A 22,827-nucleotide genomic window follows, 5' to 3' on the forward strand; every position below is an offset into this window, starting at 1 on the left:
CCTCCGTTGTGTCCTAGTTCTCCAGCAGCCGGGTGGCTCTGTCGATCTGCTCGCCGAGGTCCACCAGTGCGTGGGCGAAGGCCCGATCTTGCGCGTCGAGCGGCTCGAGGTAGCGCGACTCGACGACACGTGCGGCGGCATCTCGCCATGCCTGACCCATCCGGGCCTGTGTCTGCCGTCGGTCGTTCGAGGCACGGTCGTGAGCAGCCACCGCTGCGGACATGCTGGTCATGACGGTTGTCCCATCCGGCCGGCGGACGCGTCATCGTCCAGGGCAGCCAGGGTGGCGACGAGCAGGGCCACCATGCCGTCGTAGGTTCCTCCGCCGAGCTCCATGAGCCCTCGGGCGTCCGCCTGGATGACCAGCTCGTACACACGGGCGATGGTGCCGTCATCGGGCAACCGCGAGCCCGCAGGGGTGCCGGTTCCACCACTCGACGGCTCGTGTTCCACGAGCCGGTCGACGAGGAATTCCAGAACCGCTGTCGGCGGTTCGGCCGCGAGGCCCAGCAGTGCCCGCAGGACCTCATGATCTGAGCCGCGGCGCATCGTCGTCACGGCCTCGTCGACCCGTGCGGGGAGACTGCTAGCCACGGAGATGCTTACGAACGTGGGCAACGGTCGCACCCATCTGGTCGAAGCGCAGAGCACTGCCCACCTGGCCGGCCATCACCTGACCGAAGCCGGGCGATCGGACCATCTTGATGCCCTGCGCGATCAAGTCGTCGACACCCGGCGCGTCCAGGTTGGGGTTGATCTGCCCGACGCCCTGCATGAGCAAGGGCAGGGCCAGCGCCTTCGCGATCTCCTTCCCGGCTGTCTTGGCGATCATTCCCGCGACCTCGCGCTGGCGGCTCCCGCCGCCCCCGCCTCCGCCGCCGCTCGAGCCAGCCGAACCAGACCCACCCGAACCGCCGCCGCCGGAACCCCCGCTTCCGCCGTCGGCGTATGCGGAGAGCTCCCTGCCCTTGCGGTCGAGATGGCTGCGACCGTTCTGCACGAGGCTGTGGACGACCGCGGTGTGCTTGGACTTCACCACCTGGTACCGCGTCGCTGCGGCCTCGATCTGGCGCATCGCCTGCTGAGCCGCATCGAGGCGCGTCCTGGCCCGCCGAACAGCGGCGTGGAGCTGGGAACAGTCAGCGTTCTCCTTGGCCTGGCAGGACCGGAGAGCGCCCTCGGCGGCGTCCAGTTCCCCGCGGCGTCGTCGCTGCTCCGACGTGACGTGTCCGCGCGCTGCCCGAAGGGCGCTCTCGGCCTGCGCCAGGACCGCCTCCTCGGCGACCCCGTAGCGGACGAGGGCTCGGGCGACCTCCTCGATGACAGCAGGATCGACCCTGGCAGCGCCACTCATCGCCGTCCCTGTCCGAGCAGCTCGGCGGCCCACGCAGGCTGAGGACTCGAGAACACGCGCAGGCGGTGCCGCTTGCCCTGGTCATGGTCATCGAAGACCGCCTGACCGGGGTGCAGCGTTGCCGCGTCGTCGGTGTCGATCAACGCGAGCGAGTCCTCGCGGCTCATCGGCCCGCAGAGACGGAGCGAGAACTCGCGGAGCACGTCGTAGGACATCCGGCGATCGACCGAGGCCTTCTTGTCGATCCACGCAATGACGTGCACTCCCACCTCGGGGCCGTCCCGGACGATCTTCTTCAGCAGCCCGGACTCGGACTGGTCGTCGTAGTCGACGTTGGCGTCGAACTCCCGTGCCCGGTGCATGCCGTGGATGGCGACGACGACAGGGACTGCGGTGTAGTCGTGCGCCTGTAGCCGTGCCTCGACGATCTCGGCCACGCCGGCCAAGCGCGCCTTGGCGTCCCGCCGGCGCGAGACCATCGTGGTCGGGACATTGGACAGCGCCTCCAGCGCCGCACCGTCGTCTTCTTCCGCGCCGCCGAAGTCCAGGACCTCGACGTGCGTGCCAGCTCTTCCGAGGACGCCGACGCTGACGAGCAACGCGCCGGGTCCCTCGGTGATGACCAAGAGATTCGCCCCCGGCTCCCGCCTCAGATCCGCGCGGACGGGCCCGGCCAGCGTCATCGGCGTGCCCAGCGGCACACTGACGCGCTTGTCGGACGGCGGAACGGTGAACGTCTCGGGGTCGACCTCGGCGACGTCCGCGCCGCGCTGCCCCTCGAACACCACGGGAAAACTGCGATGGCCCAGCCGGTCAGCCTGTTCGCGCAGGTGGTCCAGGACCCATGCTCGATCTTCGGGATCCCAGTACGTGGACTGGAAACGCTGGTTCGCGTCCTTCAGGCCGCCCTTGGTGTTCAAGATGGCCTCCCCTGGCCGCTGGAGCAGCTTCGCGTCGGCGTTGTCCTCGCTGAGGAGTAGTCGAGAGTCCGCGTCGGCCGACTGCAGCACCACCCGGGTGGGGATCAGGTTCGGCAGATGGCGACCGAGGGCAGGCATCCCGGCGATCGTCTGCGACGCCAGGATCACGTGGACGCCGAACGCACGCCCAGTGCGCAGCACCCGCTCGAGCAGTTCGGCGGCGCGGCCACCAAGCCTGTCATCGCGATCGAACATCACCTGGAACTCGTCGATGACGAGGACGACGCGCGGCAGCGACCTCCCGGTGCGGCGCCGGAAGTGGCCGATGTTCGTCTCCTCGCCGCTGCCCGCCTCCCGGAAGAGCTGGCCGCGGCGGACGATCTCATCGGCCAGGCTCTCCAGGACGGAGACGCCGAACTCGCGCTCCGACTCGATGGCGACCACCTTGGCCTGTGGCAGGTGGTACGTGGCGTACTGCTTGAACTCGACGCCCTCCTTGAAGTCCACGAGATACAAGGACAGCTCGTCGGGCCCGTACTGCTGGGTCAGGCTCATGATCAGGGCGTGGAGCAGGATGGACTTCCCGGAGCCGGGCCGGCCACCGATCAGCACGCTCGACGCGGTCTGCGAATCGAGACGAATCCGAGCGGTGTCGGCGGCACCCAGCCGGCCCACGATGGCGGTGATCTCGTCGTGGCTAGAGCCCTGCCACCACGTCGACGGGTCGTACGCCGCAGCGATCGGCTCCCGTTGGCGGGTTCCGCGTGCCACGTCCCGGTTCATGGACGAGGTCGCGAGCTCAGAGACGCGATCGGGGTCCACCCGGACGTCGGACGCCAGCCGCAAGCCCCGCTCGATGTGCGCGATCAGGCTGCTGGCCACCTCCGGTGCCGGTGCCGGTGCCGCCTCGAACGACCAGTGCGCCGCCATGTCGGCGAAGACGCCGGAGGTACCGCGCAACGCCAGCTCCGCGCGTGGATCTGCCCCCAGACTTCGCAGAACCAGCTGGGGGTTGAAGTCGGTCCGACTCAGCCAGGGGACCTCCTGGGAGACGCGGTTCGCGTAGTCGCTGGCGACTCCGGAATGGACGATCACGCAGAAGACTCCGCACCGACGGCCCGTCGAGAGGATCTTCTGGAAGCGGTCGAACTGTTCCTTGTCGTACTCGTTGTCCCGGCTGAATCCGCTCGGGTAGTCGTAGAGGACGAGGAGCCGGTAGGGCTCTGACACATCACCGGATGCCAGGTTGTAGGCGGTCAGCGAGTCGTACGACCCTTGCAGGTACTTCTGCGTGACGAAGGTGATGTGCTCCTCGATCTCGACGAGCAACTGCGCCAGTTCCGCGGAGGTCGTGCGCACCTTCTGGCCGATCACCTTCTCGGCGGCGTCACCGAGGCCGTACAGGAACTTGGCGGACTCGCCGAGCCGGTCGGGGTCGAAGACGTCGAGCTTCACCTGTCCAGGCGGCAGCGCGCTCAGGAGCGACAGCGCGGTGGCTTCCGCGACCTGGGGCATCGCCGTCACGAAGCCACCGGTCTCGTCGAGGTCGAGGACGATCGGGATCCGCGGACGGCTGGGCAGGTCGACCGAATGGTGCCGGCGGCCGTTGGGGGTAGCGGGGCGTTCCGTGGAGAAGGTCAGCCTCTGCGCCCGGGCGAAGCCCACCGTGATCTTGGTCGGCCCCAGACCGCGGGTGAAGTTGCCGCCCTCTGCGATTGGCGCGGTGAAGGGACCGATCGGTGCGGGCGGGAGCGCGATGTCCGCCCACCGCTGGACGGCCTCGTTGGCTGCGGCGCTCCCGCGCCCGGAGCCGCGATCGTTCATCGTGTCCCAGGCGGCCTGGCGCAAGCTCATCGTCACGCTGGGCAGCTCCTGGACCAGTTCCGTGTACTGCCTGGCCATGGAGAACCGGTAGTTGCGCCGTCCGTCCGACGTGAGTTTCACCGTGTGCGCGTCCAGCTCGTCGATCACCGCGCGGGCGCGCGAGATCCACGCAGCCGGCGACGTAGGGGGCGCGGTCAGCGAGTACGGCTCGTTTCCTCTGTCCGCCGGCGGCGGGTTCTTGGGAAAGCGGCTGATCCACGCGGACCGCAGGTTCTGGTGCCAGGCATCCAGTTCCCGCACCTCGTCCGAGATGCTGGGCAGGGCGGACTGGAAGCCGCGCGCAGCGGCAGCGATCATGTCGGCGAGCACCTGGACGTCCGTGAGCGCCGCGGTACGAACGGCGTCCCACGTGGCACTGGCCGTCACGAGCGCGGGCTTCGCGTCAGCGGTCCTGCCTCCCGTGCGCCTCGACGGCGGCGATGCCGGACGTGCTGGTGGGCGTGCTGTCGCAGGCAGCCCAGCGGGCGCCCGGTCGGACGGCTGCTGCAGCTTGCCTGCGGTCGATCGGGTCCGGTGCGCGTAGGAGACGCTCGCTCCGGCTCCGGGGGATCCCGTGGCGACGGTTGCCGGTGGCGGCGCGGCCGGCTTCGGTGGCGCCTGGGTCTCGGACGGTGTCGGTGCCGCGGACGGCGACTCCTCCGAGGGGACCGGGTCGTCGACGGTGATGCCGTAGTCCGTAGCGAGGCCGCTGAGACCTGAGTCGTAGCCCTGACTGACTGCGCGCAACTTCCAGCCGCCGTTGCGGCGGTACACCTCGGCGAGCACGATCGCCGTCTCGTTCCCCTCGCCGACGACGTCGATCTCGTACGCGTCGTCCCCGGTCGCCAGGTCGCGGATGACCAAGCTGAACTGGTCGTATCGCCGGATGGAACCGGAGTCGACCGAGGCCGCGACGAGGACCTTCTCGACACCGGCGTCCAGACCGGCGAAGGTCAACTCGACGGCATCGGCCCCGCCGCCGTCGGGCACGAGTCGGACGGAGCCCGACGGGTGCTGCGGCTGGTTGTAGAAGACGAAGTCGGAATCGGAGCGGGTCTTGCCGGACGTCCCGAGAACGAGAGCCGACGTGTCGACGCCGCCACGCGGGGAGGTCACCAGCCGAAAGGCCAGCCCAAGCGCGGTGAGACCGGTGTTCTGCCCCTTGCTGAGTCTGACCGTGCTCACGCGCCGCCCTCCGCCGACCAACACCGGCACCTACCCGCCCGCGGACCAGTGGCCACACCAGACACTGGGGTGAGCCACGAACGGTCCGACGGCGTCCTCGATCCACCGGGACGGGGGTGACCGTCGATGTCTGGCTCTGCCGGATCCCCGGTCAGCAAAGCGTTCGCCCGTCCGAGGCGGCGCAACAGGGCAGTCACGGTGGGCGTCTACAGGACGCCGTGCGACGACGAGGCCGGTTGCGCTTCTGCCACCACGTACCCGGGGAATGCCGCGCTCAGGATCGTCGAGTCGTCGTCTTCTATCGACTGTTGAGCGCGGCGGAATCCGTCGAGAAAGGATTGTGGACTCGGGGCGAATTCGGTCCTCATGACATGGGAGCCCACCTGCGCGAAGCCGTAGGTCCCCGCCTCGTCGAGCACGATCAGCGCGACCATCTCAGGATCGAAGGGCACCTTGACGGTCGACGCTGCCGCATATATCTGACTGCCGATGGCGCGCGCACGCCTGCGGGCACCCTCAAAGGCCTCGTACAGGGCGGAGAAATCTCGCTCCTTCTCCGTGGCGAGTTTCGCGAAGTGGGCGATGGAGATCTCGTGCTGGGGGCGGACTTCCGCCATCTGTCGCGCCTGGAGGACGACGTGCGCCACCTGCGCGGCCTCGTCGACGTGCTGCCCGATGGCTTGACACGCCTGCCCGTACTGCAGCATCAGATTCCGGACGAGCGCGACCTCTTCGGGGTCCGGCACCGGCGGCGCCGGATCTGTCGGCGCCTGGATCGGCGTCGGCACCCCGTCCTGCTGCGTGTCCGACGATGGTGCCGACGGAGGGGCCGTGGTCGATTCGGCGATCTCGATCCCGTAGTCGGTCGCCAAGCCGGCGAGTCCCGAGTCGTAGCCCTGGCTCACCGCGCGCAGCTTCCACGCCCCGTTCCGCCGATAGAGCTCGGCCAGGACGAGCGCCGACTCGTCGCCCTCGCCGGCCACGTCGACCTCGTAGGCGTCGGCGCCGGTCACGAGATCACGGACGAGCAGCTTCGCGTGTGAATAGCCACGGATCGAGCCCGTATCCACGGACACCGTGATCAGGACGCGGTCCACTCCGGCATCGAGTCCACCGCACGTGACCTGGATACCGTCGACCCCAGTGACGGCATCGGCCCCGAGATGCCGAACGGAGCCGGATGGATGAGCGGGCTGGTTGTAGAAGACGAAGTCCGACTCCTGCCGGATCTTTCCGTTCTGCCCCAGGACGAGCGCGGACGTGTCGATGCCACCCGCGGGTGTGGTCATGAGGAAGAAGGCCAGGTCGGCGCTCGACAGAGTCGTGTTCTGCCCTTTGCTCAGCCGTACAGCGCCCACCCGTGCCCCCGCCAGACGATGGCCTCCGCTCAGTGGGCAGATGATGTCAGGCGCCTGCACCACGACCAAGTAGGGGATCGCCCCGACTACAGCCGAGTCCATGCGAAGGGGTCGGCCCGCCTGATCCGCCTGGGCGGTGTCGAGACGGCTTCGGGCTGGCGGAGACCCTCTCGGCGCCGGACGCCGCGTGAGCACTCAGGAACAGCCCGGCACCGACACCCGGAGTGCTGCCTCCCCGAGGAGATACAGGTTCGACCGGCTGTATCCCGAGAACGGCGAGCGGGATCGTTTCTCCGACACATCCGCCTGGGGGAAGCCGGCCGTCATGTCCGTCCAGAGCCTGTTCTCACGCGCATTCCTGATCGCAACGCTGGAACGGGCGATCCGCTCGTTCGCCGCGTCGCTCGCCTCGCTCCTGACCGCCGCAGGCACCGGGCTTCTCGACACCTCGTGGTTCGAGAAGCTCTCGGTCGCAGGGATGGCCTCGCTGGTCACCATCCTGTTCGCGGTCGCCGGTGGCACCCTCGGCAAGGGCGACGGGCCCTCCTTCATCGGCGAGGAGCGGCTGAAGGGCGAAGCCCCAGCCGCGCCGGCGCCGGCGATCCCGGTTCAGCGGACCACGACCGACGAGGCCCCGGCCGTTCCGCAGCCGACCGTTCCGGAGCAGGCCCCTCCGGAACCGACTGCCGTGCGGACCGGGTACTGAGCGCGCTCAGTCCTGCTGGATCACCGAGAAGACGTTGCCCGCCGGGTCGGTGAACCAGGCGATCAACGGCCCGCCGGCCCGCATGATGCCCTTCTCGTCGGTCGGCGGGTTCTCGTACTGCTGGAACGTGATGCCGCGGCCGATCAACTCGTCGACCGCCTTCTCGACGTCGGCGACCGGGAAGTTCAGCACCGTGAACGTCGCCGGCACGTGGTCGTCCTTCGCGTAGACGAGGACGTCCGTGCCGCCGCCGAGCTTCAGCCGGAGAAGGCCGCCCATCTCGGGCACAGCGGAGACCTGGAGCCCCAGCGTCTGCTCGTAAAAATTGCGGGCACGGTCCAGGTCGTCCACGGAGAAACCACTGAATGCCGGGCTGTCGGTGAGCACGGAGATCCCCTCTCGATCGGTCCTGGTGGTGACCGCGCGGGTGCCCCGAACTCATCGGCGGACGGCGGCTCAGTCGAGGACGGCCGGCAGGCCCAGGAGCAGGAACAGGCCGCTGTCGAGGTCCAGGAAGCTCGAGATGTGGGCGATCCGCCCGTCCTCCACCTCCAGCACGTGCAGAGCCCACGGCTCCCGTCCACCACCCTCGCGCGGGCGGTACTGCGCGAATGCCGGCGTTCCGTTGGCCTCGAGCGGAACCAGCACCGAACCCCGGCAGCCCTCCCCCGGGCCGAGCATCCAGGTGCCGATGTCCTCGGCCCCGCGCAGCCACATCTCGTAGGGCGGCATGTGCTGGGTGGCGTCGTCGTGAAGGAGGCGGACGAAGGCGTCGATGTCGTAGCGCTCGAAGGCGTCGACGTAGCGAGCGAGAAGCTCCCGGTCGTCGGCGTCCAGGGGCCGGGGTGCGGGCGCACCACCAGCGGCGGCGAGCGTCGCCCGGGCCCGCTGCAGCGCGCTGTTGACCGAGGCGACCGTGCTGTCGAGGAGCTGGGCCACCTCGTCGGCCTTCCAGCGCAGCACCTCGCGCAGGATCAGGACGGCGCGCTGGCGCGGCGGCAGGTGCTGCAGCGCCGCGACGAACGCCAGCCGGATCGACTCCTTCGCCACCGCCCGCTCGGCGGGGTCGGCGTCGTCCGGGATCACCTGCCGGTCGAGCACCGGCTCCACCCACGCCGTCCCCGGGCGACGCTGGGCCAGGGAGTGCTCGACGGGCTGCCACGGCGATCCGGACAGGTCCATCGGCAGCGCCCGGCGCTGCCGGCCCGACAACTGGTCCAGGCACACGTTGGTCGCGATCCGGTACAGCCACGACCGCAGCGCCGACCGGCCCTCGAAGTCGCCCAGACCGCGCCAGGCACGCACCAGCGTCTCCTGCACCGCGTCCTCGGCGTCGAAGGACGACCCGAGCATCCGGTAGCAGTACCCGGTGAGCTCGCGGCGGTGCTCGAGCAGGCGTGGGTCGAGCTGGTCGGTCGGTCCGATGGCGACGCTGGTCACCTGTGACCACTCCTCGTGTCGTTGTGTCCGTCCAGCAGACCACAGGACGACGACAGTTCGGGAGCCCTGATCGCCCGGTCGGGGCCGGGACTGGACACGGGGCCGGGGCAGTGCGGGAGCATCGGCGACCGAGATGACCAGCAGCCGACAGTCGGGCGGGCCCGACCCCCGATCGACCAGCCAGCGGGATGGGTCCGGACGCCGCCCGGAACCAGGCTCGACGGCATGACCGCAGACACCCTCGTGCTCCCCACCGTGGCCTCGCCCACCCCGATCGCCCGCTCGCGCGGCTGGTTCCGCCAGCTCGGCGTCGACACCGGCTACGTCCTCGTGAGCTTCCCCGTCGCCATCGCCGCCTTCGTCGTCCTCGTCACCGGCCTCAGCCTCGGCGTGGGGCTGCTCGTCGTGTGGGTGGGTGTCGCAGTGCTCGCGGCCGCCCTCCTCGCCGCGCGGGCACTCGCCACGCTCGAGCGCACCTGGCTGCCCGCCGTCCTCCGCCGCCCGCTGCCGGAGCCGGCCTACCTCCGCGCGGAGGGTCGCCCCGTCCGGCGGCTGACCACGCCGCTGCGCGATCCCCAGCCGTGGCTCGACGCGCTGCACGCGATCGTCCGCTTCCCGGTGGCGATCTTCTCCTTCGTCCTCACCGTGACCTTCTGGTCGGTCGCCCTGGGCGGCATCACGTACGGGGCGTGGGACTGGGCGCTCCCAGATGCGTCCCGGACCGCCGACAACCAGGACCTCCTCGAGCTGGTCGGCCTCGAGAGCACCGCGGGACGCCGGATCCTCGTCTACACCGTCATCGGCCTCGTCTTCGCCGTCCTGCTGCCGTTTGTCGTCCGAGGAGTCGCCGTGCTGCAGGCCTCGCTGGGGCGGGTGCTGCTGACCTCGCGCGCCGCCACCCAGGCCGAGCTCGGCCGGCTCACCGAGGGCCGCAATGCCGCCGTCGCCGCCGAGGCGGTGGCGCTGCGCAGGCTGGAGCGCGACATCCACGACGGCCCCCAGCAGCAGCTGGTCCGGCTGAACATGGACCTCGCCCGGGCCCAGCGGCAGATGGAGCGCGACCCTGGCGCCGCCCGGGCGGCGCTCGGCGAGGCCGCCGGCCTGGCGCGGGAGACGCTCGAGGACCTCCGGGCTCTGTCCCGTGGCATCGCGCCCCCGGTCCTGGCCGACCGCGGCCTCGCCGCCGCCCTCGCCGCCATCGCCGCCCGCTCGCCGGTCCCGGTCGACCTGGCCGTCGACCTCCCCGCCGAGCGGCTGGCGCCGGTCACCGAGAACACCGCCTACTTCGTCGTCAGCGAGGCATTGGCCAATGTGGCCAAGCACAGCGACGCGACGACCTGCCGGGTCGAGGTCCGGTGCAGCGGCGACCGGGTGCGCGTCGTCGTCGAGGACGACGGCATCGGCGGTGCGGTGGTCGCTCCCGGGCACGGCCTGTCCGGGCTCACCGACCGGCTGCTCGCGGTGGACGGCGGACTGACCGTCGACAGCCCGCGCGGCGGCCCCACCCGGCTCACGGCGGAGCTGCCGTGCGGGTGATCCTGGCCGAGGACTCCGTCCTTCTCCGGGAGGGCCTGGTCCGCCTGCTCGAGGAGGCCGGTACCGAGGTGGTCGCCGCGGTCGCGGACGGCCCTTCCCTGGTCCGGGCGGTGCGCGAGCACCGCCCGGACGTCGCGGTCGTCGACGTCCGGATGCCGCCGACGCACACCGACGAGGGGCTGCGGGCGGCGGTCGAGGCGCGGCTCGCCGTCCCGGGGACCGCGGTGCTGGTGCTCTCGCAGTACGTCGAGGTCGCCTACGCCGACGAGCTGCTCGCCGACGGCGCGGGCGGCGTCGGCTACCTGCTCAAGGACCGGGTGGCCGACGTCGACTCGTTCCTCGCCGCACTGGAGGACGTCGTCGGCGGGGGCACGGTGCTCGACCCGCAGGTGGTCGCCCAGTTGTTCGCCCGGCGCCGCGCCGACGACCCGGTCCGCCGGCTGACCCCGCGCGAGCGGGAGGTGCTGGGCCTGATCGCGGAGGGCCACTCGAACACGGCGATCGCGCGGAGCCTGGTCGTCACGCCAGGCGCGGTGGAGAAGCACACCCAGCACATCTTCGCGAAGCTCGGTCTCTCCCAGGACGACGACCAGCACCGCCGCGTGATGGCGACCCTGGCCTACCTGCGCGGCTGAACTCGGTGGCCGGGCGTCGGCGGTGCCCGGTAGACATCTGTCCGTGGCCGACGATCCCGCCCTGCAGCTCCGCCCCGCGACCCCCGAGGAGTGGCCCGTCTTCCTGAAGACCATGGTCGGGGCGTTCGGGGAGACCCCCACCGGCCCCTACACCGACATTCCCCCACCGGTCGCCGAGATGGACCGGTCGCTGGGCCTGTGGGACCGCGACCAGGTCGTCGCCACGGCCGGCATCTACAGCCGCCAGCTGACCGTCCCCGGCGCCGTCGTGCCGTGCGCCGGCATCACCTGGGTGACCGTGGCGCCCACCCACCGCCGACGCGGCGTGCTGACCTCGATGATGCGGCGGCAGCTGACCGAGATCCACGAGCAGGGACGGGAGCCCGTGGCTGCGCTCTGGGCGTCGGAGTCCTCGATCTACGGACGCTTCGGGTACGCGCCGGCCACCGTCAAGGGCGGGATGACCGGCCGGAGCGAACGCCTGCGGCTGCGACCGGACATCGACCTGGGCGCCGGGCGCGTCGACGTCGTCCCGCTGGAGACCTACCGGCCGGCGGCGGCGGCCGTGTACGACGCGGTGCGCCGGTTCGTGCCGGGCAACCTGGCGCGCGACGAGCGCTGGTGGACCCGGCTGCTCCGCGACGAGCCCGACGACCGCGAAGGCGCCACCGAGCGCCGCTTCCTGCTGCACACCGAGGCCGACGGGACCGTCACCGGGTACGCCACCTTCCGGATGAAGGGCGGCTGGACCGACGGCGGCGAGCCCGACGGCACGCTGATCGTGGAGGAGGCGCGGGCCAGCACCGCACCGGCCTACGCGTCGCTGTGGAAGGTGCTGCTGTCGGTCGACCTGGTGCGCACGCTGCAGGTGCCGATGGCCTCGGCCGACGACCCGCTCCGCCAGCTGGTCACCGATCCGCGCGCCCTGAATCTCCGGCCGGCCGACGGGATGTGGGTCCGGCTGGTCGACGTCGGGCCCGCACTGTCCGCACGGCGGTACCCGACGAACATCAATCTGGTCTTCGAGGTGCGCGACGAGTTCTGCCCGTGGAACGCCGGGCGCTGGCACGTCTGGGGGCATCCCGCCGGCGCATTCTGCGACCGCACCGACCGCGACCCCGATCTGGTGCTCGGCATCGAGGAGCTCTCGGCCGCCTATCTGGGCGGGGTCTCCCTGGCCACCCTCCAGGCGGCCGGGCGGGTCACCGAGATCAGCCCGGGCGCGGTCACGCTCGCGTCGACGGCGTTCTTCTGGCCGGTCACCCCGTGGTGCCCGGAGGAGTTCTAGCTGGAGGCTCGGGGCGGGGTTCGCGTCGGGAGCCCGCCGGCCGGGCGGTGCCGGTCGCGCTCGTAGTCGCTGATCAGGCCGATCCGGCGGACGTGGCGCTCGTCCTCGCTGAACGGGGTCTGCAGGAACTCGAGGACGAGTGCGGTGGCCTCCTCGTCGGAGTGCTGGCGGGCACCGATGGACACGACGTTCGCGTCGTTGTGCTGGCGCGCGAGCTGCGCGGTCGAGGTGTTCCAGACCAGGGCCGCACGGACGCCGGGCACCTTGTTGGCCGCGATCTGCTCGCCGTTGCCCGATCCCCCGATGACGACGCCGAGAGTGCCGGGCTCGGCCACGGTCCGCTCCCCCACCTCGAAGCAGAACGGCGGGTAGTCGTCCTGGGCGTCGTACTCGAACGCCCCGCAGTCGACCGGCTCGTGCCCCGCGGCGGTCAGCGCCTGCTTCAGGTGCTCCTTGAACTCCAGGCCGGCATGGTCGGTCCCGACGAAGACGCGCATGGCGGCAAGTCTGACAGGCTGCCGGGATGGCGGTCCTGGGAGTCGACGGCTGGCGCGGTGGCTGGGTCGGGGCCCTCCTCGACGGCAGCACCGTCACCGTCCTGGCGCTGCCCGACGTCGCCGCCGTCCTCGCCGTGCCGGAGGTGGACGTCGTCGGGATCGACATGCCCATCGGCCTCTCGGACGACGGCTCCCGCGCCTGCGACGTCCTGGCTCGGCGGCGGCTCGGTCGAGCCGGCAGTTCGGTGTTCCCGGCCCCGGTGCGCGCCGTCCTCGACTGCGACGACTACGCAGAAGCGTGCGAGGTGTCGCGCCAGGCGTCAGGGAAGGCGCTGTCGATCCAGGCCTGGAACCTGGTCCCGGCGATCCGGGCGCTCGACACCGCGCTGGCCGAGCAGGCGACGACCCCCGTGCACGAGGTGCACCCCGAACTGGCCTTCCGCAGCATCGACGCCCGCGTCGCCGACCGGAAGGCGAGCGCGCGGGGGCTGGCACAGCGGGTGCGGGCGCTCTCGCCGGTGATGGACGTTCTCGACGCCCTCGCCACGGCACCGCCGAAGGTGCCGGTCATCGACGCGCTCGACGCCTGCGCGGCAGCCTGGTCGGCCCAGCGGCTGGCCGACGGGGTCGCCGAGAGCGTCGGGGACGGCGCAGTCGACCGGCGGGGCCGCCCGATGCGGATCTCCTGGTAGCTCAGGTGAGGCGGCGGACCACAGAGAGCGGGAGGACGCGAAGCAGGCGGGCCACCGGGCGCCACGGCCACTCGGGCACGTAGCCGCGCACCGGCTCGCGCTCGACGACCTCGACCAGCGCCTTCACACCCTTGTCCAGCCCGACGGTCAGCGGACCCCGGCGGCCGACGTTGATGTCGGTCTCGATGAAGCCCGGCAGGATCGTCGAGATCTTGATCTGCGAGCCGAGGACGTCGGAGCGGATGCCCTCGGCGAGCGCGTTCAGCGCGGCCTTGCTGGCGCCGTAGGCCGTACGGGTGCCGCGCATCCCGCGGATGGACGCCACCGAGGAGATCAGCACCAGATGTCCGGCGCCCTGGGCACGGAAGAGTTCCATCGCCGCCTCGCACTGAGCGTGCGAGCCGAGCACGTTGGTGGCCAGCGTCGCGCGGTTGGCCCACGCCTTGCCGGTGCCGATCGAGGCGCCCTTGCCGATGCCGGCGTTGACGATCACCCGGTCCAGGCCGCCGAGCCGGTCGGCCAGCTCGGGGATCACCCGGGCCACCGCGTCGGGGTCGTCGACGTCGAGCTCGGCGACCTCGACCCGGATCCCCGGATGAGCGGCGAGCAGCTCCTTGCGGAGCGCCTCCAGCAGATCCAGCCGGCGGGCGCAGAGCGCGAGGTCGCGGCCCATGGCGGCGAACCGGCGGGCCATGCCCTCGCCCAGGCCGGAGCTGGCGCCGGAGATCAGGATGCGCAGACGTTCGGGGTGCGGCACCGCGACAGCATGCCGCACCCCCGTCCCGGGGGCCTCAGCGGCGGCCGGTCAGCTCCAGGACGTCGGCGGGCACCGAGTCCATGTCCGGGCCGGTCGTCCGCGTGCGCTTGAGCTCCCAGAAGTCGGGCAGGTTGGCGAGCAGGACGGCGCCGTCGAACGCCTTGCCGGCCGCCTCGCCGGTCGGCACCTTGCTGATCACCGGACCGAAGAACGCCACCCCGTCGATGTGCATGACCGGCGTGCCGACGTCGTCACCGACCGGGTCCATGCCCTCGTGGTGGCTCTTCTCGAGGTCCGCGTCGTACTCGGTCGAGGTCGCCGCCTCGGCCAGCTCCGCCGGGAGACCGACGCGCTCGAGCGCCGGGACGATCAGGTCCTCGAGCTCCAGCTTCTCGTGGTGCCGCAGCGTGCCCATCGCGGTGTAGAGGTCGCCCAGGACCTCGTCGCCGTGCTTCTGGGCCGCGGCGATGGCGACCCGCACGGGTCCGATCGCCTGCTTCATCATCTCCTGGTAGTCCTCGGGCAGGTCCCGCCCGCGGTTGAGGACGGCGAGGGACATGACGTGCCAGTGCAGGTCGAGGTCGCGCACCTTGGCCGCCTCGAGGACCCAGCGACTGGTCAGCCACGCCCAGGGACACAGCGGGTCGAACCAGAAGTCCACGCGGGCCTTGGTGGGGGCGCTCTGCACTGCCTCGGTCATGTAACCGTCCTCCGGGATTCGTCGGCCCGGCTGATCGCGCCGGGCCCGCTGCCTGTCCAAATCCGGATCGCCGTCGGGTTGTTCCCGCCTCCGCTCGGCGAGCCGCTGTGGAGCACCGAGGAGGAACGTCGTCCCCGCATGGAAAGCTTTCCTGTGTGTCCGTACCCAACCTGACCCGCACCGACGCCGCCGCGCGCGCCGAACTGCTCGCCGTCCAGAACTATGACCTGCACCTCGACGTCACCGACGGGGCCGGCCGCCCCGGCGAGCAGACGTTCCGGTCGGTCACCACCGTCGAGTTCACCAGCCGCCAGCCGGGCGCGGACACGTTCATCGACCTGGTCGCCGAGATCGTGCACTCCGCCACCCTCAACGGGGTCGAGCTGGACGTGAGCAGCTACACCGCCGAGGGCGGCCTGCCGCTGCCGGGCCTCGCGGAGACGAACACGCTCGTGGTCACCGCCGACTACCGGTACTCCAACAGCGGCGAGGGCCTGCACCGCTTCCAGGACCCCGAGGACGGGCAGGTCTACCTCTACACGCAGTTCGAGCCGGCCGACGCCAAGCGGATGTTCGCCTGCTTCGACCAGCCCGCCCTGAAGGCCGCGTTCACGGTGCACGTGGTCGCGCCGTTCGACTGGCAGGTCATCTCCAACACCGGCGGGCGCACGATCGAGGCCGGGCCGGGCGGCTCCCAGCTCGCGCACTTCGAGCCGACCAAGCGGATCTCGACCTACCTCGTCGCGCTGATCGCCGGGCCCTACGCCAAGGTCACCGACTCCCACGAGGGCATCCCGCTGGCGCTCTACTGCCGGGCGTCCCTCGCCAAGTTCCTCGACCCCGACGAGCTGTTCCGCGTCACCAAGCAGGGCTTCGACTTCTTCCACCGGGTGTTCGACTACCCGTACCCCTTCGACAAGTACGACCAGCTCTTCGTGCCCGAGTTCAACGCCGGCGCCATGGAGAACGCCGGGGCGGTCACCTTCCTCGAGGACTTCGTCTTCCGGTCGAAGGTCAGCCGCGCCCGCTACGAGCGGCGCGCCGAGACCGTGCTGCACGAGCTCGCCCACATGTGGTTCGGCGACCTCGTGACCATGCGCTGGTGGGACGACCTGTGGCTCAACGAGTCCTTCGCCACCTACATCAGCACGCTCTGCCAGTCCGAGGCGACCGAGTACACGACCGCCTGGACGACGTTCGCGAACACCGAGAAGGCGTGGGCGTACGCGCAGGACCAGCTGCCCTCCACCCACCCCATCGCGGCGGACATCCCCGACGTGGCCGCGGTCGAGGTCAACTTCGACGGGATCACCTACGCCAAGGGCGCCTCGGTACTCAAGCAGCTGGTCGCCTACGTCGGCCGGGACGAGTTCCTCGCGGGTGTCCGGCGGTACTTCAAGCAGCACGAGTACGGCAACACCACGCTCGCCGACCTGCTGGCGCCGCTCGAGGAGAGCTCGGGCCGCGACCTGTCGGAGTGGGTCGACCAGTGGCTGCGCACCAGCCAGGTCAACACGCTGCGCCCGGTGTTCGACCTGACCGACGACGGCCGCTACGCGAGCTTCACCATCGAGCAGACAGCGGTCGCCGAGCACCCCGTGCTGCGCAACCACCGGCTGGCGGTCGGGCTCTACAGCGAGGGGCCGGACGGGCTCGCCCGAACCTCCCGGGTAGAGCTCGACGTCGCCGGTGCGCGCACCGAGGTCCCCGAGCTCGTCGGCCACCCTGCCGCCGACCTCGTGCTCGTCAACGACGACGACCTCACCTACGCCAAGCTGCGCCTCGACGAGCGGTCGCTGGCCACCCTGCGCACGCGGATCGGCGCCATCCCCGACCCCCTGGCCCGGGCCCTGTGCTGGTCGGCCGCCTGGGACATGACCCGTGACGCCGAGCTGCCCGCCCGCGAATGGGTGCAGCTCGTGCTTGCCGGCGTCGATGCCGAGACCGAGATCAGCGTCGTCCAGTCGCTGCTCGCCCGCGTGCAGACGGCGCTCAACTCCTACGCCGACCCGACGTGGGCGGGCACGGGCTGGACGATGCTGGCCGATCACGCCCTCGCCTCCCTCGAGGCCTCGGCGCCCGGCAGCGACGCGCAGCTGCAGTGGTCGCGCACCTTCGCCAGCGCGGCCCGCACCGACGCGCACGCCAAGATCCTCCGCGGCCTGCTCGACGGGTCCCGGGTCCTGGAGGGCCTCGAGGTCGATGCCGACGCGCGCTGGGCGTTCCTCTCCGGGCTCGTGGCGATCGGCGCGGCCGGCGACCCTGAGATCGACGCCGAGGAGGAGCGGGACGCGACCGCGACCGGCGCGCGGCGCGCGGCGACCGCCCGGGCGCTTCGGCCGACCGTGGAGTCGAAGGCGGAGACGTGGGAGCGCGCCTTCCACGACGACACCGTGCCGAACGCGGTGCACGAGGCGATGCTGCTGGGCTTCTGGCACCCAGCGCAGCGCGAGCTGACCGCTCAGTACGTCGAGCGCTACTTCGCCGAGATCCGGCCACTGTGGGACAGGCGACCCGGTGAGATCGCCAAGAACGCCGTCCAGTACCTGTTCCCGCCGGTCGTCGAGCCGCGCACGATCATCGCGGCCGACGCCTGGCTGGCCGACGAGGAGCAGCCCCCGCCGCTGCGGCGCCTCATCTTCGAGGGCAGGGACGGGATCGCCCGCGCGCTCCGCGCCCGGGAGCGCGACGGGGACGCCATGTGATCTGTCGGCCTACCGGCCGACACCGCTACCAGGAGCCGTCCCCGACGGTCACTGAGCCCTACCCGCTCCTCCTCGCGGAGGCCTCCGGCCCCCACTCGTCGGAGCGCCTCGCTGGCCGCGGTGCGGTCCGGAGGACCGCGGTGTGGTCAGTCGTGCAGGTGGCGCAGGGCGGGCGGGTGGCCGGCCTGGTCCGACATCTGCCGCAACCCGTTGACGATGCCGCCCACGAGATCACCGGCGGCGAACGAACCGGTCATCGAGAGCACGGCCAGCGCGCACGCGCGGTCGGGGATCCGACGGGCGGCGGCAGCGCCGGTGACGACCTCGACGACCCGCTGCCCGGGTGAGACGGCGATCAGCACCGACTCGGGAAGGTGGTCGCCGGAGTGCCCGAACAGCTCCTCGGCGCGGATGCGGGTCTGCTTGCCGAGGTCACCGATGTACAGCGTGAAGCGCAGCCCGGTCTCCCGGGACGACATGGTCAGCGCCTCGTCGAGCCGGGCCAGCTCCTGGAAGCTGAAGATCGAGTCGAGGTCACTGGCCTCGTCCGTCCGCGCCGCCGCGGTGTCGTGCGTGGCGGTGTCGTGGGACTCGACTTCGAGCGCGCGGGTCATCGCCGGCCTCCGGGGCTGTCGGAACTCAGGGACATGACTCAGCGGCTCCCGTCACCAGGTCCCGCGGGCGCCGCCGAGCGGCCCTGCGGTGACGGGAGCGGAGGAACCGGCCGGAAGAGCGGCGTGGGATCCGTGGCCGGCGGCGGCGCCGTCCGGATGGGGCTCGTACCAGATCGGCGCGTGGTCCCACGGCTGACCGGACTTGTAGCGGACGCGCTTGCGTCCGCCGGGCAGGAAGATCAGCAGCGCCAGCAGGACGATGATGGCCAGCGGGACGCCTGCGAAGACGAGGATGGTCTCGGCGACGGTCACGGCGGACAACTTACCGGCACGGCCCCCGGATCAGCCCGCCTAGCCCCATCCCTCGGGGTGCCGCCCGGCCCAGGGGCGCGCCGCCTCGACCTGCGCCGACAACGCGAACAGCGTCGCCTCGTCCGCCGGGCGACCCACGAGCATGCTGCCGACCGGTAGTCCCGACTGCGTCCAGTGCAGCGGCAGGCTCACTGCCGGCTGTCCCGTCACGTTGAACAGCGCCGTGAACGCCGCGTACCGCTTGTTCCGTTCGAAGTCCTCCGCGCCGTCGCCCTCGGCGTCGAACCAGCCGAGCGGGCGGGGGGTCATCGTCACCACGGGCGCCAGCAGGACGTCGTAGGCGTCGGTGGCCTGGAGGAACCGGCGGGCGAACAGCCGCAGCGCGGTCATCGCCTCCATCGCCGTGTGGGCCGACATCGCCAGGCCGCGGCCGCGCAGTTCCCGCGTGAGCGGGCGCAGTTCGCCGACCCGGTCGGGCGGTACCGGCAGCAGGGTCCCGGACAGCGCCCACACCCGCTCGAAGGACGGCAGCACCTCCGGGCCCAGGAGCCCTCGGGGCACGTCCTCGACGTCGTGGCCCAGGCTCTCCAGCAGCTTCCCGGCGTCCTCGAAGGCCTCCGACACCTCCGGGTCCAGCTCGATGCCGGGCATCGGCGACTCCGAGTACCGGCCGATCCGCAGCCGGCCCGGCATGCGGTCGGCCGCCTGCAGGAACGTCTCCCCTACCGGTGGTGGCGGCGCCCAGGCGAAGTCCCCGAGCACCGGCCCGCTCATCGCGTCGAGCATGACGGCGGCGTCCCGCACCGTCCGGGCCAGCGGCCCGTTGACGCCGAGCCCCGTCACGTCGGCCCCGAAGGGAGCGCTGCTGACCCGGCCGCGGCTCGGCTTCATCCCGACGATCCCGTTGATGCTCGCGGGGATTCGGATCGACCCACCGCCGTCGCTGCCCTGCGCGAACGGCACCATCCCGGCGGCGACCGCGACCGCCGCTCCCCCGCTGGACCCGCCGGCGAGCCGAGACGGGTCCCAGGGGCAACGCGCGGGGCCGGCGAGGTCGTTGTCGGTGTAGCACGGGTAGCCGAACTCGGGCGTGTTGGTCTTGCCGACGCTGATGGTGCCCGCGGCGGCCAGCTTGGTCACCACGGCGTCGTCCACGGTCGCCACGTTGTCGGCCATGACCCGCGAGCCGAACGTCGTCCGGACGCCGGCGGTGTTGTTGAGGTCCTTGATCGCGGTCGGCACGCCGAGCAGCGGGGGCAGGTCGCCTCCGGCCCGCAGCAGCTCCTCCGCGCGGGACGCCGCAGCCAGGGCGCGCTCGGGGGTGACGGTGAGAAACGCACCGAGCCCGGCGTCGAGCGCCGCGATCCGGGCGAGCGCGTGCTCGACGAGCTGCGTCGGGCTCACCTCGCCGCTCCGGACGGCGGCGGCCTGCTCGAGCGCAGTCAGGTCGTGCAGCTGGGGCACGGACGGCGACGCTAGACCGGTCCCGGTAGACAGGGCAGGTGGACCTGACCCGCGCCGCCGCCGAGGCGCTCGACGCCGCCGATCCGCTGGCCTCCTTCCGGGAGCGCTTCACCGGCACCGGCGACGACGGCCCCGAGCGGCTGATCTACCTGGACGGCAACTCGCTGGGCCGACTGCCGCGCGAGACCCCCGCGGCGCTCGCCCGGGTGGTCGAGCAGCAGTGGGGGGAGGGCCTGGTCGGCTCGTGGGCCGGCTGGATCGGCGAGGCGACCCGGCTCGGCGACGCCCTGGCCGACGGCGTCCTGGGAGCGCGGCCCGGGGAGGTCCTGGTCGCGGACTCCACGTCGGTGAATCTCTACAAGCTGCTCATGGCCGGCGCCCGGGCCCGGCCCGGCCGGGACGTGCTCGTGTGCACCGCCGACGACTTCCCGACCGACCGGTACGTCGTCGGAGGGGTGGCCGAGGCCCGGGGCATGACCGTGCGGGAGCTCCCGGCCGACCTGGACGAGGGCCTGGATCCGGCGACGCTGGCGGCCGCGCTGGACGAGCGGGTCGCCGTCGTCGTCCTCTCGCTGGTCGCCTACCGGTCGGGCGCGCTGGCGGACCTCGCCGCGGTGACCCGGCTGGTGCACGACGCCGGTGCGCTGGTGCTGTGGGACCTGTCGCACGCCGTCGGCGCCGTGCCCGTGCAGCTCGCCGCGGCCGACGCCGACCTCGCCGTCGGCTGCACCTACAAGTACCTCAACGGCGGCCCCGGCGCCCCGGCGTTCCTCTACGTGCGACGGGACCTGCAGGCGCAGTTGCGCTCACCGATCCAGGGCTGGTTCGGCCAGCGCGACCAGTTCGCGATGGGACCGGTGTACGAGCCCGCCGAGGGCATCGAGCGGTTCGGCGTCGGCACCCCGCCCGTGCTGGGCATGGCGGCGGTCGAGGTCGGCGCGCGGCTGACCGCAGAGGCCGGCGTGGACCGGCTGGCCACCAAGGGCAGCGCCATGGCCGAGCTGATCGTGGCGCTCGGCGACGCCTGGCTCGCGCCGCACGGCATCTCGCTGGCGTCCCCCCGCGATCCCGCTCGGCGCGGATCGCACGTCACGTTCGCCCATCCGCAGGCGTGGCAGCTGACCCAGGCCCTCGTCGACCGGGGGGTGGTGCCGGACTTCCGGACGCCGGACCGGGTCCGGCTGGGACCGGCGCCGCTCTACACCCGGTTCGTCGACGTCTGGGACGGGATGAGCCGGTTCCGGGACGTCCTCGCCGAGGGCGCGCAGGAGAGCTACCCGGCCGAGCGCGCCCGGGTGACGTGACGGACGGAGCCTCACTCGAGGTCGGGCACGCCGATCGGGTTGCCCGCCGGCCACTCCCCCGCCGCGACGACGGCCTGGCGCAGCGGCGCGAGGAGGACGGCGAGCCGGTCGCAGCGCGCATCGCCGAGCGCTCGCCACGGTCCGAGGGCCAGCCGGTCGGTGTCGGCCTCGACCCCTGCCACGATCGCGAGCCCCTCGGCGGTGAGCCCGTCCTCGTCGATCCAGCGGCGGTCGGTCAGCCCCTCGGTGGCGGCGTCCCACGCGTCGTCGTGCCAGCCGCGGGCCCGCTGCAGCCAGTCCCGCGTGCTGCGGCCGGCCCCTGCGGCGAGGACGTGGGCGCTCACGCCGTCGATCTCCCGCACGAGCAGGGCCGCGTTGTGCCCGTCGCCGCGGTGCTCGCGCAAGGTGGTGAGCGCCTGCCACAACGCGAGATGGGGCTCGGCGGGGACGGGAAGGCTCCGGTTCGCGGCCGCCAGGGGCCGCCCGGGCAGATCCACCGCGGCTGCCGCCGTCCCTACCAGCTCCGCGGCCTCGGCCGCCTCGGCCGAGCCCGGCCATTCCTCCCCCAGCACCCGCCGGACGGCCCGGTCGATCCCGTCCAGCCGCGCCTGCAGCGCGGCCTCCGGTGTCGTGGCGGACCAGATCGCGGGAACCCGGCGGGCCACGAAGCCCGGAGCGAAGTTGTAGAAGGTCGCCGTCACGACCTCCGGTCCCACGGCACCGAGCGGTGCGGCACGGGCGGCGAAGTAGCCGTTCCAGAACCCCCGCAGTCCGACGTTCTCACCGGCACCGAGGCACTCGGCCGCGAAGTAGAGCAGCGCGTGGTACGGCTCACCGAGCGCCCAGAGCCGGCGGGCACCGGCCGGTGACGTCACGCGCTGACGCTCTCGGGCACGCCCAGCCATTCACGCCACCGCGGGTCCACGGTCCGGGTGCCCAGCAGGCGCCATGCGGCACCGCTGGGCGTGCGTGGCGGGTGCGGCAGCGCCCAGCCCATCTCCGCCAGCGACCGGTCGGCCTTGGTGTGGTTGCACCGCCGGCACGCCGCGACGACGTTGTCCCAGGTGTGCGTGCCGCCCCGGCTGCGCGGCACGACGTGGTCGATGCTCGTCGCCGACCCCCCGCAGTAGACGCACGTCTGTCCGTCGCGGGTGAACACGGCCCGCCGCGACAACGGGACGGACGCCGGGAAGGGCACCCGCACGTACCGGGTCAGCCGGACGACGACCGGGACCGCCAGGCTGATCAGCTCGGCGTGCACCACGTCGTCGGCGGAGTCGACCGGTTCGGCCTTCTCGGCGAGCACCAGCACGATGGCGCGGCGGCTGGACACCACGCACAGCGGCTCGTAGGTGGCGTTGAGCAGCAGGGTCGCGCTCGTGGTGCCCGGTGACGGCACAGGCAGGAGCGAACGAACGGGGTCGCGGCGCGGACCTGGATGGCCCACGGACGACGACCCGGGCGCGAGACGCGGCACGGATCACCTCCGGACGCCCG

22 protein-coding genes are annotated in these 22,827 nt (G+C 72.0%); 7 read left to right on the forward strand and 15 right to left on the reverse strand.

Features of this window, described 5'->3' with window-relative positions; translation table 11 throughout:
• Positions 1-13: 13 nt before the first annotated feature.
• From E4P38_RS01505 to E4P38_RS01530, 5 genes are all read right to left on the reverse strand, one after another.
• Entirely contained in the window at positions 14-232 is a 219-nt protein-coding gene (locus tag E4P38_RS01505) for a hypothetical protein (protein WP_135129935.1), read from the reverse strand.
• Positions 229-594, reverse strand: coding sequence for a hypothetical protein (locus tag E4P38_RS01510; RefSeq protein ID WP_135129936.1), 366 nt, complete (start codon positions 592-594; stop codon positions 229-231). Before E4P38_RS01510 ends, E4P38_RS01505 begins: the two co-directional genes overlap by 4 nt.
• Positions 587-1,354, reverse strand: a complete 768-nt coding sequence (locus E4P38_RS22690; RefSeq protein ID WP_167760392.1) for a hypothetical protein — start codon at positions 1,352-1,354, stop codon at positions 587-589. Before E4P38_RS22690 ends, E4P38_RS01510 begins: the two co-directional genes overlap by 8 nt.
• Complete coding sequence (locus tag E4P38_RS01525) at positions 1,351-5,322, reverse strand: TerD family protein (protein WP_167760393.1); 3,972 nt, start codon at positions 5,320-5,322, stop codon at positions 1,351-1,353. Before E4P38_RS01525 ends, E4P38_RS22690 begins: the two co-directional genes overlap by 4 nt.
• Before the next feature lie 206 nt (positions 5,323-5,528).
• Positions 5,529-6,743, reverse strand: coding sequence for a TerD family protein (locus tag E4P38_RS01530; protein ID WP_167760394.1), 1,215 nt, complete (start codon positions 6,741-6,743; stop codon positions 5,529-5,531).
• Between the two features lie 262 nt (positions 6,744-7,005).
• Here E4P38_RS01530 and E4P38_RS01535 point away from each other — a divergent pair, with 262 nt between their 5' ends.
• Positions 7,006-7,386: a holin gene (locus E4P38_RS01535; RefSeq protein ID WP_135129940.1), complete on the forward strand. Its 381-nt coding sequence runs from the start codon at positions 7,006-7,008 to the stop codon at positions 7,384-7,386.
• Between the two features lie 6 nt (positions 7,387-7,392).
• Here E4P38_RS01535 and E4P38_RS01540 read toward each other — a convergent pair whose 3' ends face one another.
• Both E4P38_RS01540 and E4P38_RS01545 read right to left on the reverse strand, forming a co-directional pair.
• Positions 7,393-7,773 carry a VOC family protein gene (locus E4P38_RS01540; protein ID WP_135129941.1) on the reverse strand — a complete coding sequence of 127 codons (381 nt, stop codon included), beginning with the start codon at positions 7,771-7,773 and terminating at the stop codon, positions 7,393-7,395.
• 69 nt (positions 7,774-7,842) lie between these two features.
• Positions 7,843-8,826: a sigma-70 family RNA polymerase sigma factor gene (locus tag E4P38_RS01545; protein ID WP_135129942.1), complete on the reverse strand. Its 984-nt coding sequence runs from the start codon at positions 8,824-8,826 to the stop codon at positions 7,843-7,845.
• 225 nt (positions 8,827-9,051) lie between these two features.
• Here E4P38_RS01545 and E4P38_RS01550 point away from each other — a divergent pair, with 225 nt between their 5' ends.
• From E4P38_RS01550 to E4P38_RS01560, 3 genes are read left to right on the forward strand one after another with little or no spacing between them, the layout of a single operon-like run.
• A complete protein-coding gene (locus E4P38_RS01550; RefSeq protein WP_135129943.1) occupies positions 9,052-10,362 on the forward strand; it encodes a sensor domain-containing protein in 1,311 nt (436 codons plus the stop codon).
• Positions 10,353-10,997, forward strand: a complete 645-nt coding sequence (locus tag E4P38_RS01555; RefSeq protein WP_135129944.1) for a response regulator transcription factor — start codon at positions 10,353-10,355, stop codon at positions 10,995-10,997. Before E4P38_RS01550 ends, E4P38_RS01555 begins: the two co-directional genes overlap by 10 nt.
• A 43-nt stretch (positions 10,998-11,040) precedes the next feature.
• A complete protein-coding gene (locus E4P38_RS01560; protein ID WP_135129945.1) occupies positions 11,041-12,285 on the forward strand; it encodes a GNAT family N-acetyltransferase in 1,245 nt (414 codons plus the stop codon).
• Here the strand turns inward: E4P38_RS01560 and E4P38_RS01565 are convergent.
• Positions 12,282-12,782, reverse strand: a complete 501-nt coding sequence (locus tag E4P38_RS01565) for a ribose-5-phosphate isomerase (protein ID WP_135129946.1) — start codon at positions 12,780-12,782, stop codon at positions 12,282-12,284. The two genes, E4P38_RS01560 and E4P38_RS01565, sit on opposite strands and share 4 nt — an antisense overlap.
• A 26-nt stretch (positions 12,783-12,808) precedes the next feature.
• Between E4P38_RS01565 and E4P38_RS01570 the strand changes: the two genes are divergently transcribed.
• A complete protein-coding gene (locus E4P38_RS01570) occupies positions 12,809-13,474 on the forward strand; it encodes a DUF429 domain-containing protein (RefSeq protein ID WP_135129947.1) in 666 nt (221 codons plus the stop codon).
• A 1-nt stretch (position 13,475) separates the two neighbouring features.
• Here E4P38_RS01570 and E4P38_RS01575 read toward each other — a convergent pair whose 3' ends face one another.
• Positions 13,476-14,231 (reverse strand): SDR family oxidoreductase, encoded by a 756-nt coding sequence (locus tag E4P38_RS01575; protein ID WP_135129948.1) that lies wholly within the window; start codon positions 14,229-14,231, stop codon positions 13,476-13,478.
• Positions 14,232-14,265: 34 nt separating this feature from the next.
• Positions 14,266-14,931, reverse strand: coding sequence for a DsbA family protein (locus E4P38_RS01580; RefSeq protein WP_135129949.1), 666 nt, complete (start codon positions 14,929-14,931; stop codon positions 14,266-14,268).
• 155 nt (positions 14,932-15,086) lie between these two features.
• Between E4P38_RS01580 and pepN the strand changes: the two genes are divergently transcribed.
• Positions 15,087-17,636, forward strand: coding sequence for an aminopeptidase N (gene pepN / locus E4P38_RS01585; protein WP_135129950.1), 2,550 nt, complete (start codon positions 15,087-15,089; stop codon positions 17,634-17,636).
• A 146-nt stretch (positions 17,637-17,782) separates the two neighbouring features.
• On the opposite strand, the gene E4P38_RS01590 is transcribed toward pepN, so the two are convergent.
• The 3 genes from E4P38_RS01590 to E4P38_RS01600 are packed head-to-tail and all read right to left on the reverse strand — an operon-like array spanning position 17,783 to position 20,026.
• A complete protein-coding gene (locus tag E4P38_RS01590; protein WP_135129951.1) occupies positions 17,783-18,250 on the reverse strand; it encodes a DUF5130 family protein in 468 nt (155 codons plus the stop codon).
• Between the two features lie 51 nt (positions 18,251-18,301).
• Positions 18,302-18,562: a hypothetical protein gene (locus E4P38_RS01595; RefSeq protein ID WP_135129952.1), complete on the reverse strand. Its 261-nt coding sequence runs from the start codon at positions 18,560-18,562 to the stop codon at positions 18,302-18,304.
• 39 nt (positions 18,563-18,601) lie between these two features.
• Positions 18,602-20,026, reverse strand: coding sequence for an amidase (locus tag E4P38_RS01600; RefSeq protein WP_135129953.1), 1,425 nt, complete (start codon positions 20,024-20,026; stop codon positions 18,602-18,604).
• Positions 20,027-20,064: 38 nt separating this feature from the next.
• Between E4P38_RS01600 and kynU the strand changes: the two genes are divergently transcribed.
• The gene (gene kynU / locus E4P38_RS01605; protein WP_135129954.1) at positions 20,065-21,330 is read left to right on the forward strand and encodes a kynureninase; all 1,266 of its coding nucleotides are present in this window, start codon (positions 20,065-20,067) and stop codon (positions 21,328-21,330) included.
• Positions 21,331-21,341: 11 nt separating this feature from the next.
• Here the strand turns inward: kynU and E4P38_RS01610 are convergent, their stop codons facing one another.
• Both E4P38_RS01610 and E4P38_RS01615 read right to left on the reverse strand, forming a co-directional pair.
• Entirely contained in the window at positions 21,342-22,205 is an 864-nt protein-coding gene (locus E4P38_RS01610; protein WP_209308871.1) for a hypothetical protein, read from the reverse strand.
• On the reverse strand, positions 22,202-22,729 hold the full coding sequence (locus E4P38_RS01615; RefSeq protein ID WP_135129956.1) for an HNH endonuclease: 528 nt from the start codon (positions 22,727-22,729) through the stop codon (positions 22,202-22,204). The genes E4P38_RS01610 and E4P38_RS01615 overlap by 4 nt, the downstream gene beginning before the upstream one ends.
• Positions 22,730-22,827: the final 98 nt, after the last annotated feature.

The organism is Blastococcus sp. CT_GayMR16 (genome assembly GCF_004570875.1).
GTDB lineage: Bacteria > Actinomycetota > Actinomycetes > Mycobacteriales > Geodermatophilaceae > Blastococcus_B.

Bases quoted from the DNA above. Each gene is read 5' to 3' on its own strand.
- E4P38_RS22690 (WP_167760392.1), bottom strand. From the start codon at position 1,354: ATGAGTGGCGCTGCCAGGGTCGATCCTGCTGTCATCGAGGAGGTCGCC.
- E4P38_RS01570 (WP_135129947.1), top strand. From the start codon at position 12,809: ATGGCGGTCCTGGGAGTCGACGGCTGGCGCGGTGGCTGGGTCGGGGCC.
- E4P38_RS01550 (WP_135129943.1), top strand. From the start codon at position 9,052: ATGACCGCAGACACCCTCGTGCTCCCCACCGTGGCCTCGCCCACCCCG.
- E4P38_RS01535 (WP_135129940.1), top strand. From the start codon at position 7,006: ATGTCCGTCCAGAGCCTGTTCTCACGCGCATTCCTGATCGCAACGCTG.
- E4P38_RS01505 (WP_135129935.1), bottom strand. From the start codon at position 232: ATGACCAGCATGTCCGCAGCGGTGGCTGCTCACGACCGTGCCTCGAAC.
- E4P38_RS01580 (WP_135129949.1), bottom strand. From the start codon at position 14,931: ATGACCGAGGCAGTGCAGAGCGCCCCCACCAAGGCCCGCGTGGACTTC.
- E4P38_RS01565 (WP_135129946.1), bottom strand. From the start codon at position 12,782: ATGCGCGTCTTCGTCGGGACCGACCATGCCGGCCTGGAGTTCAAGGAG.
- E4P38_RS01590 (WP_135129951.1), bottom strand. From the start codon at position 18,250: ATGACCCGCGCGCTCGAAGTCGAGTCCCACGACACCGCCACGCACGAC.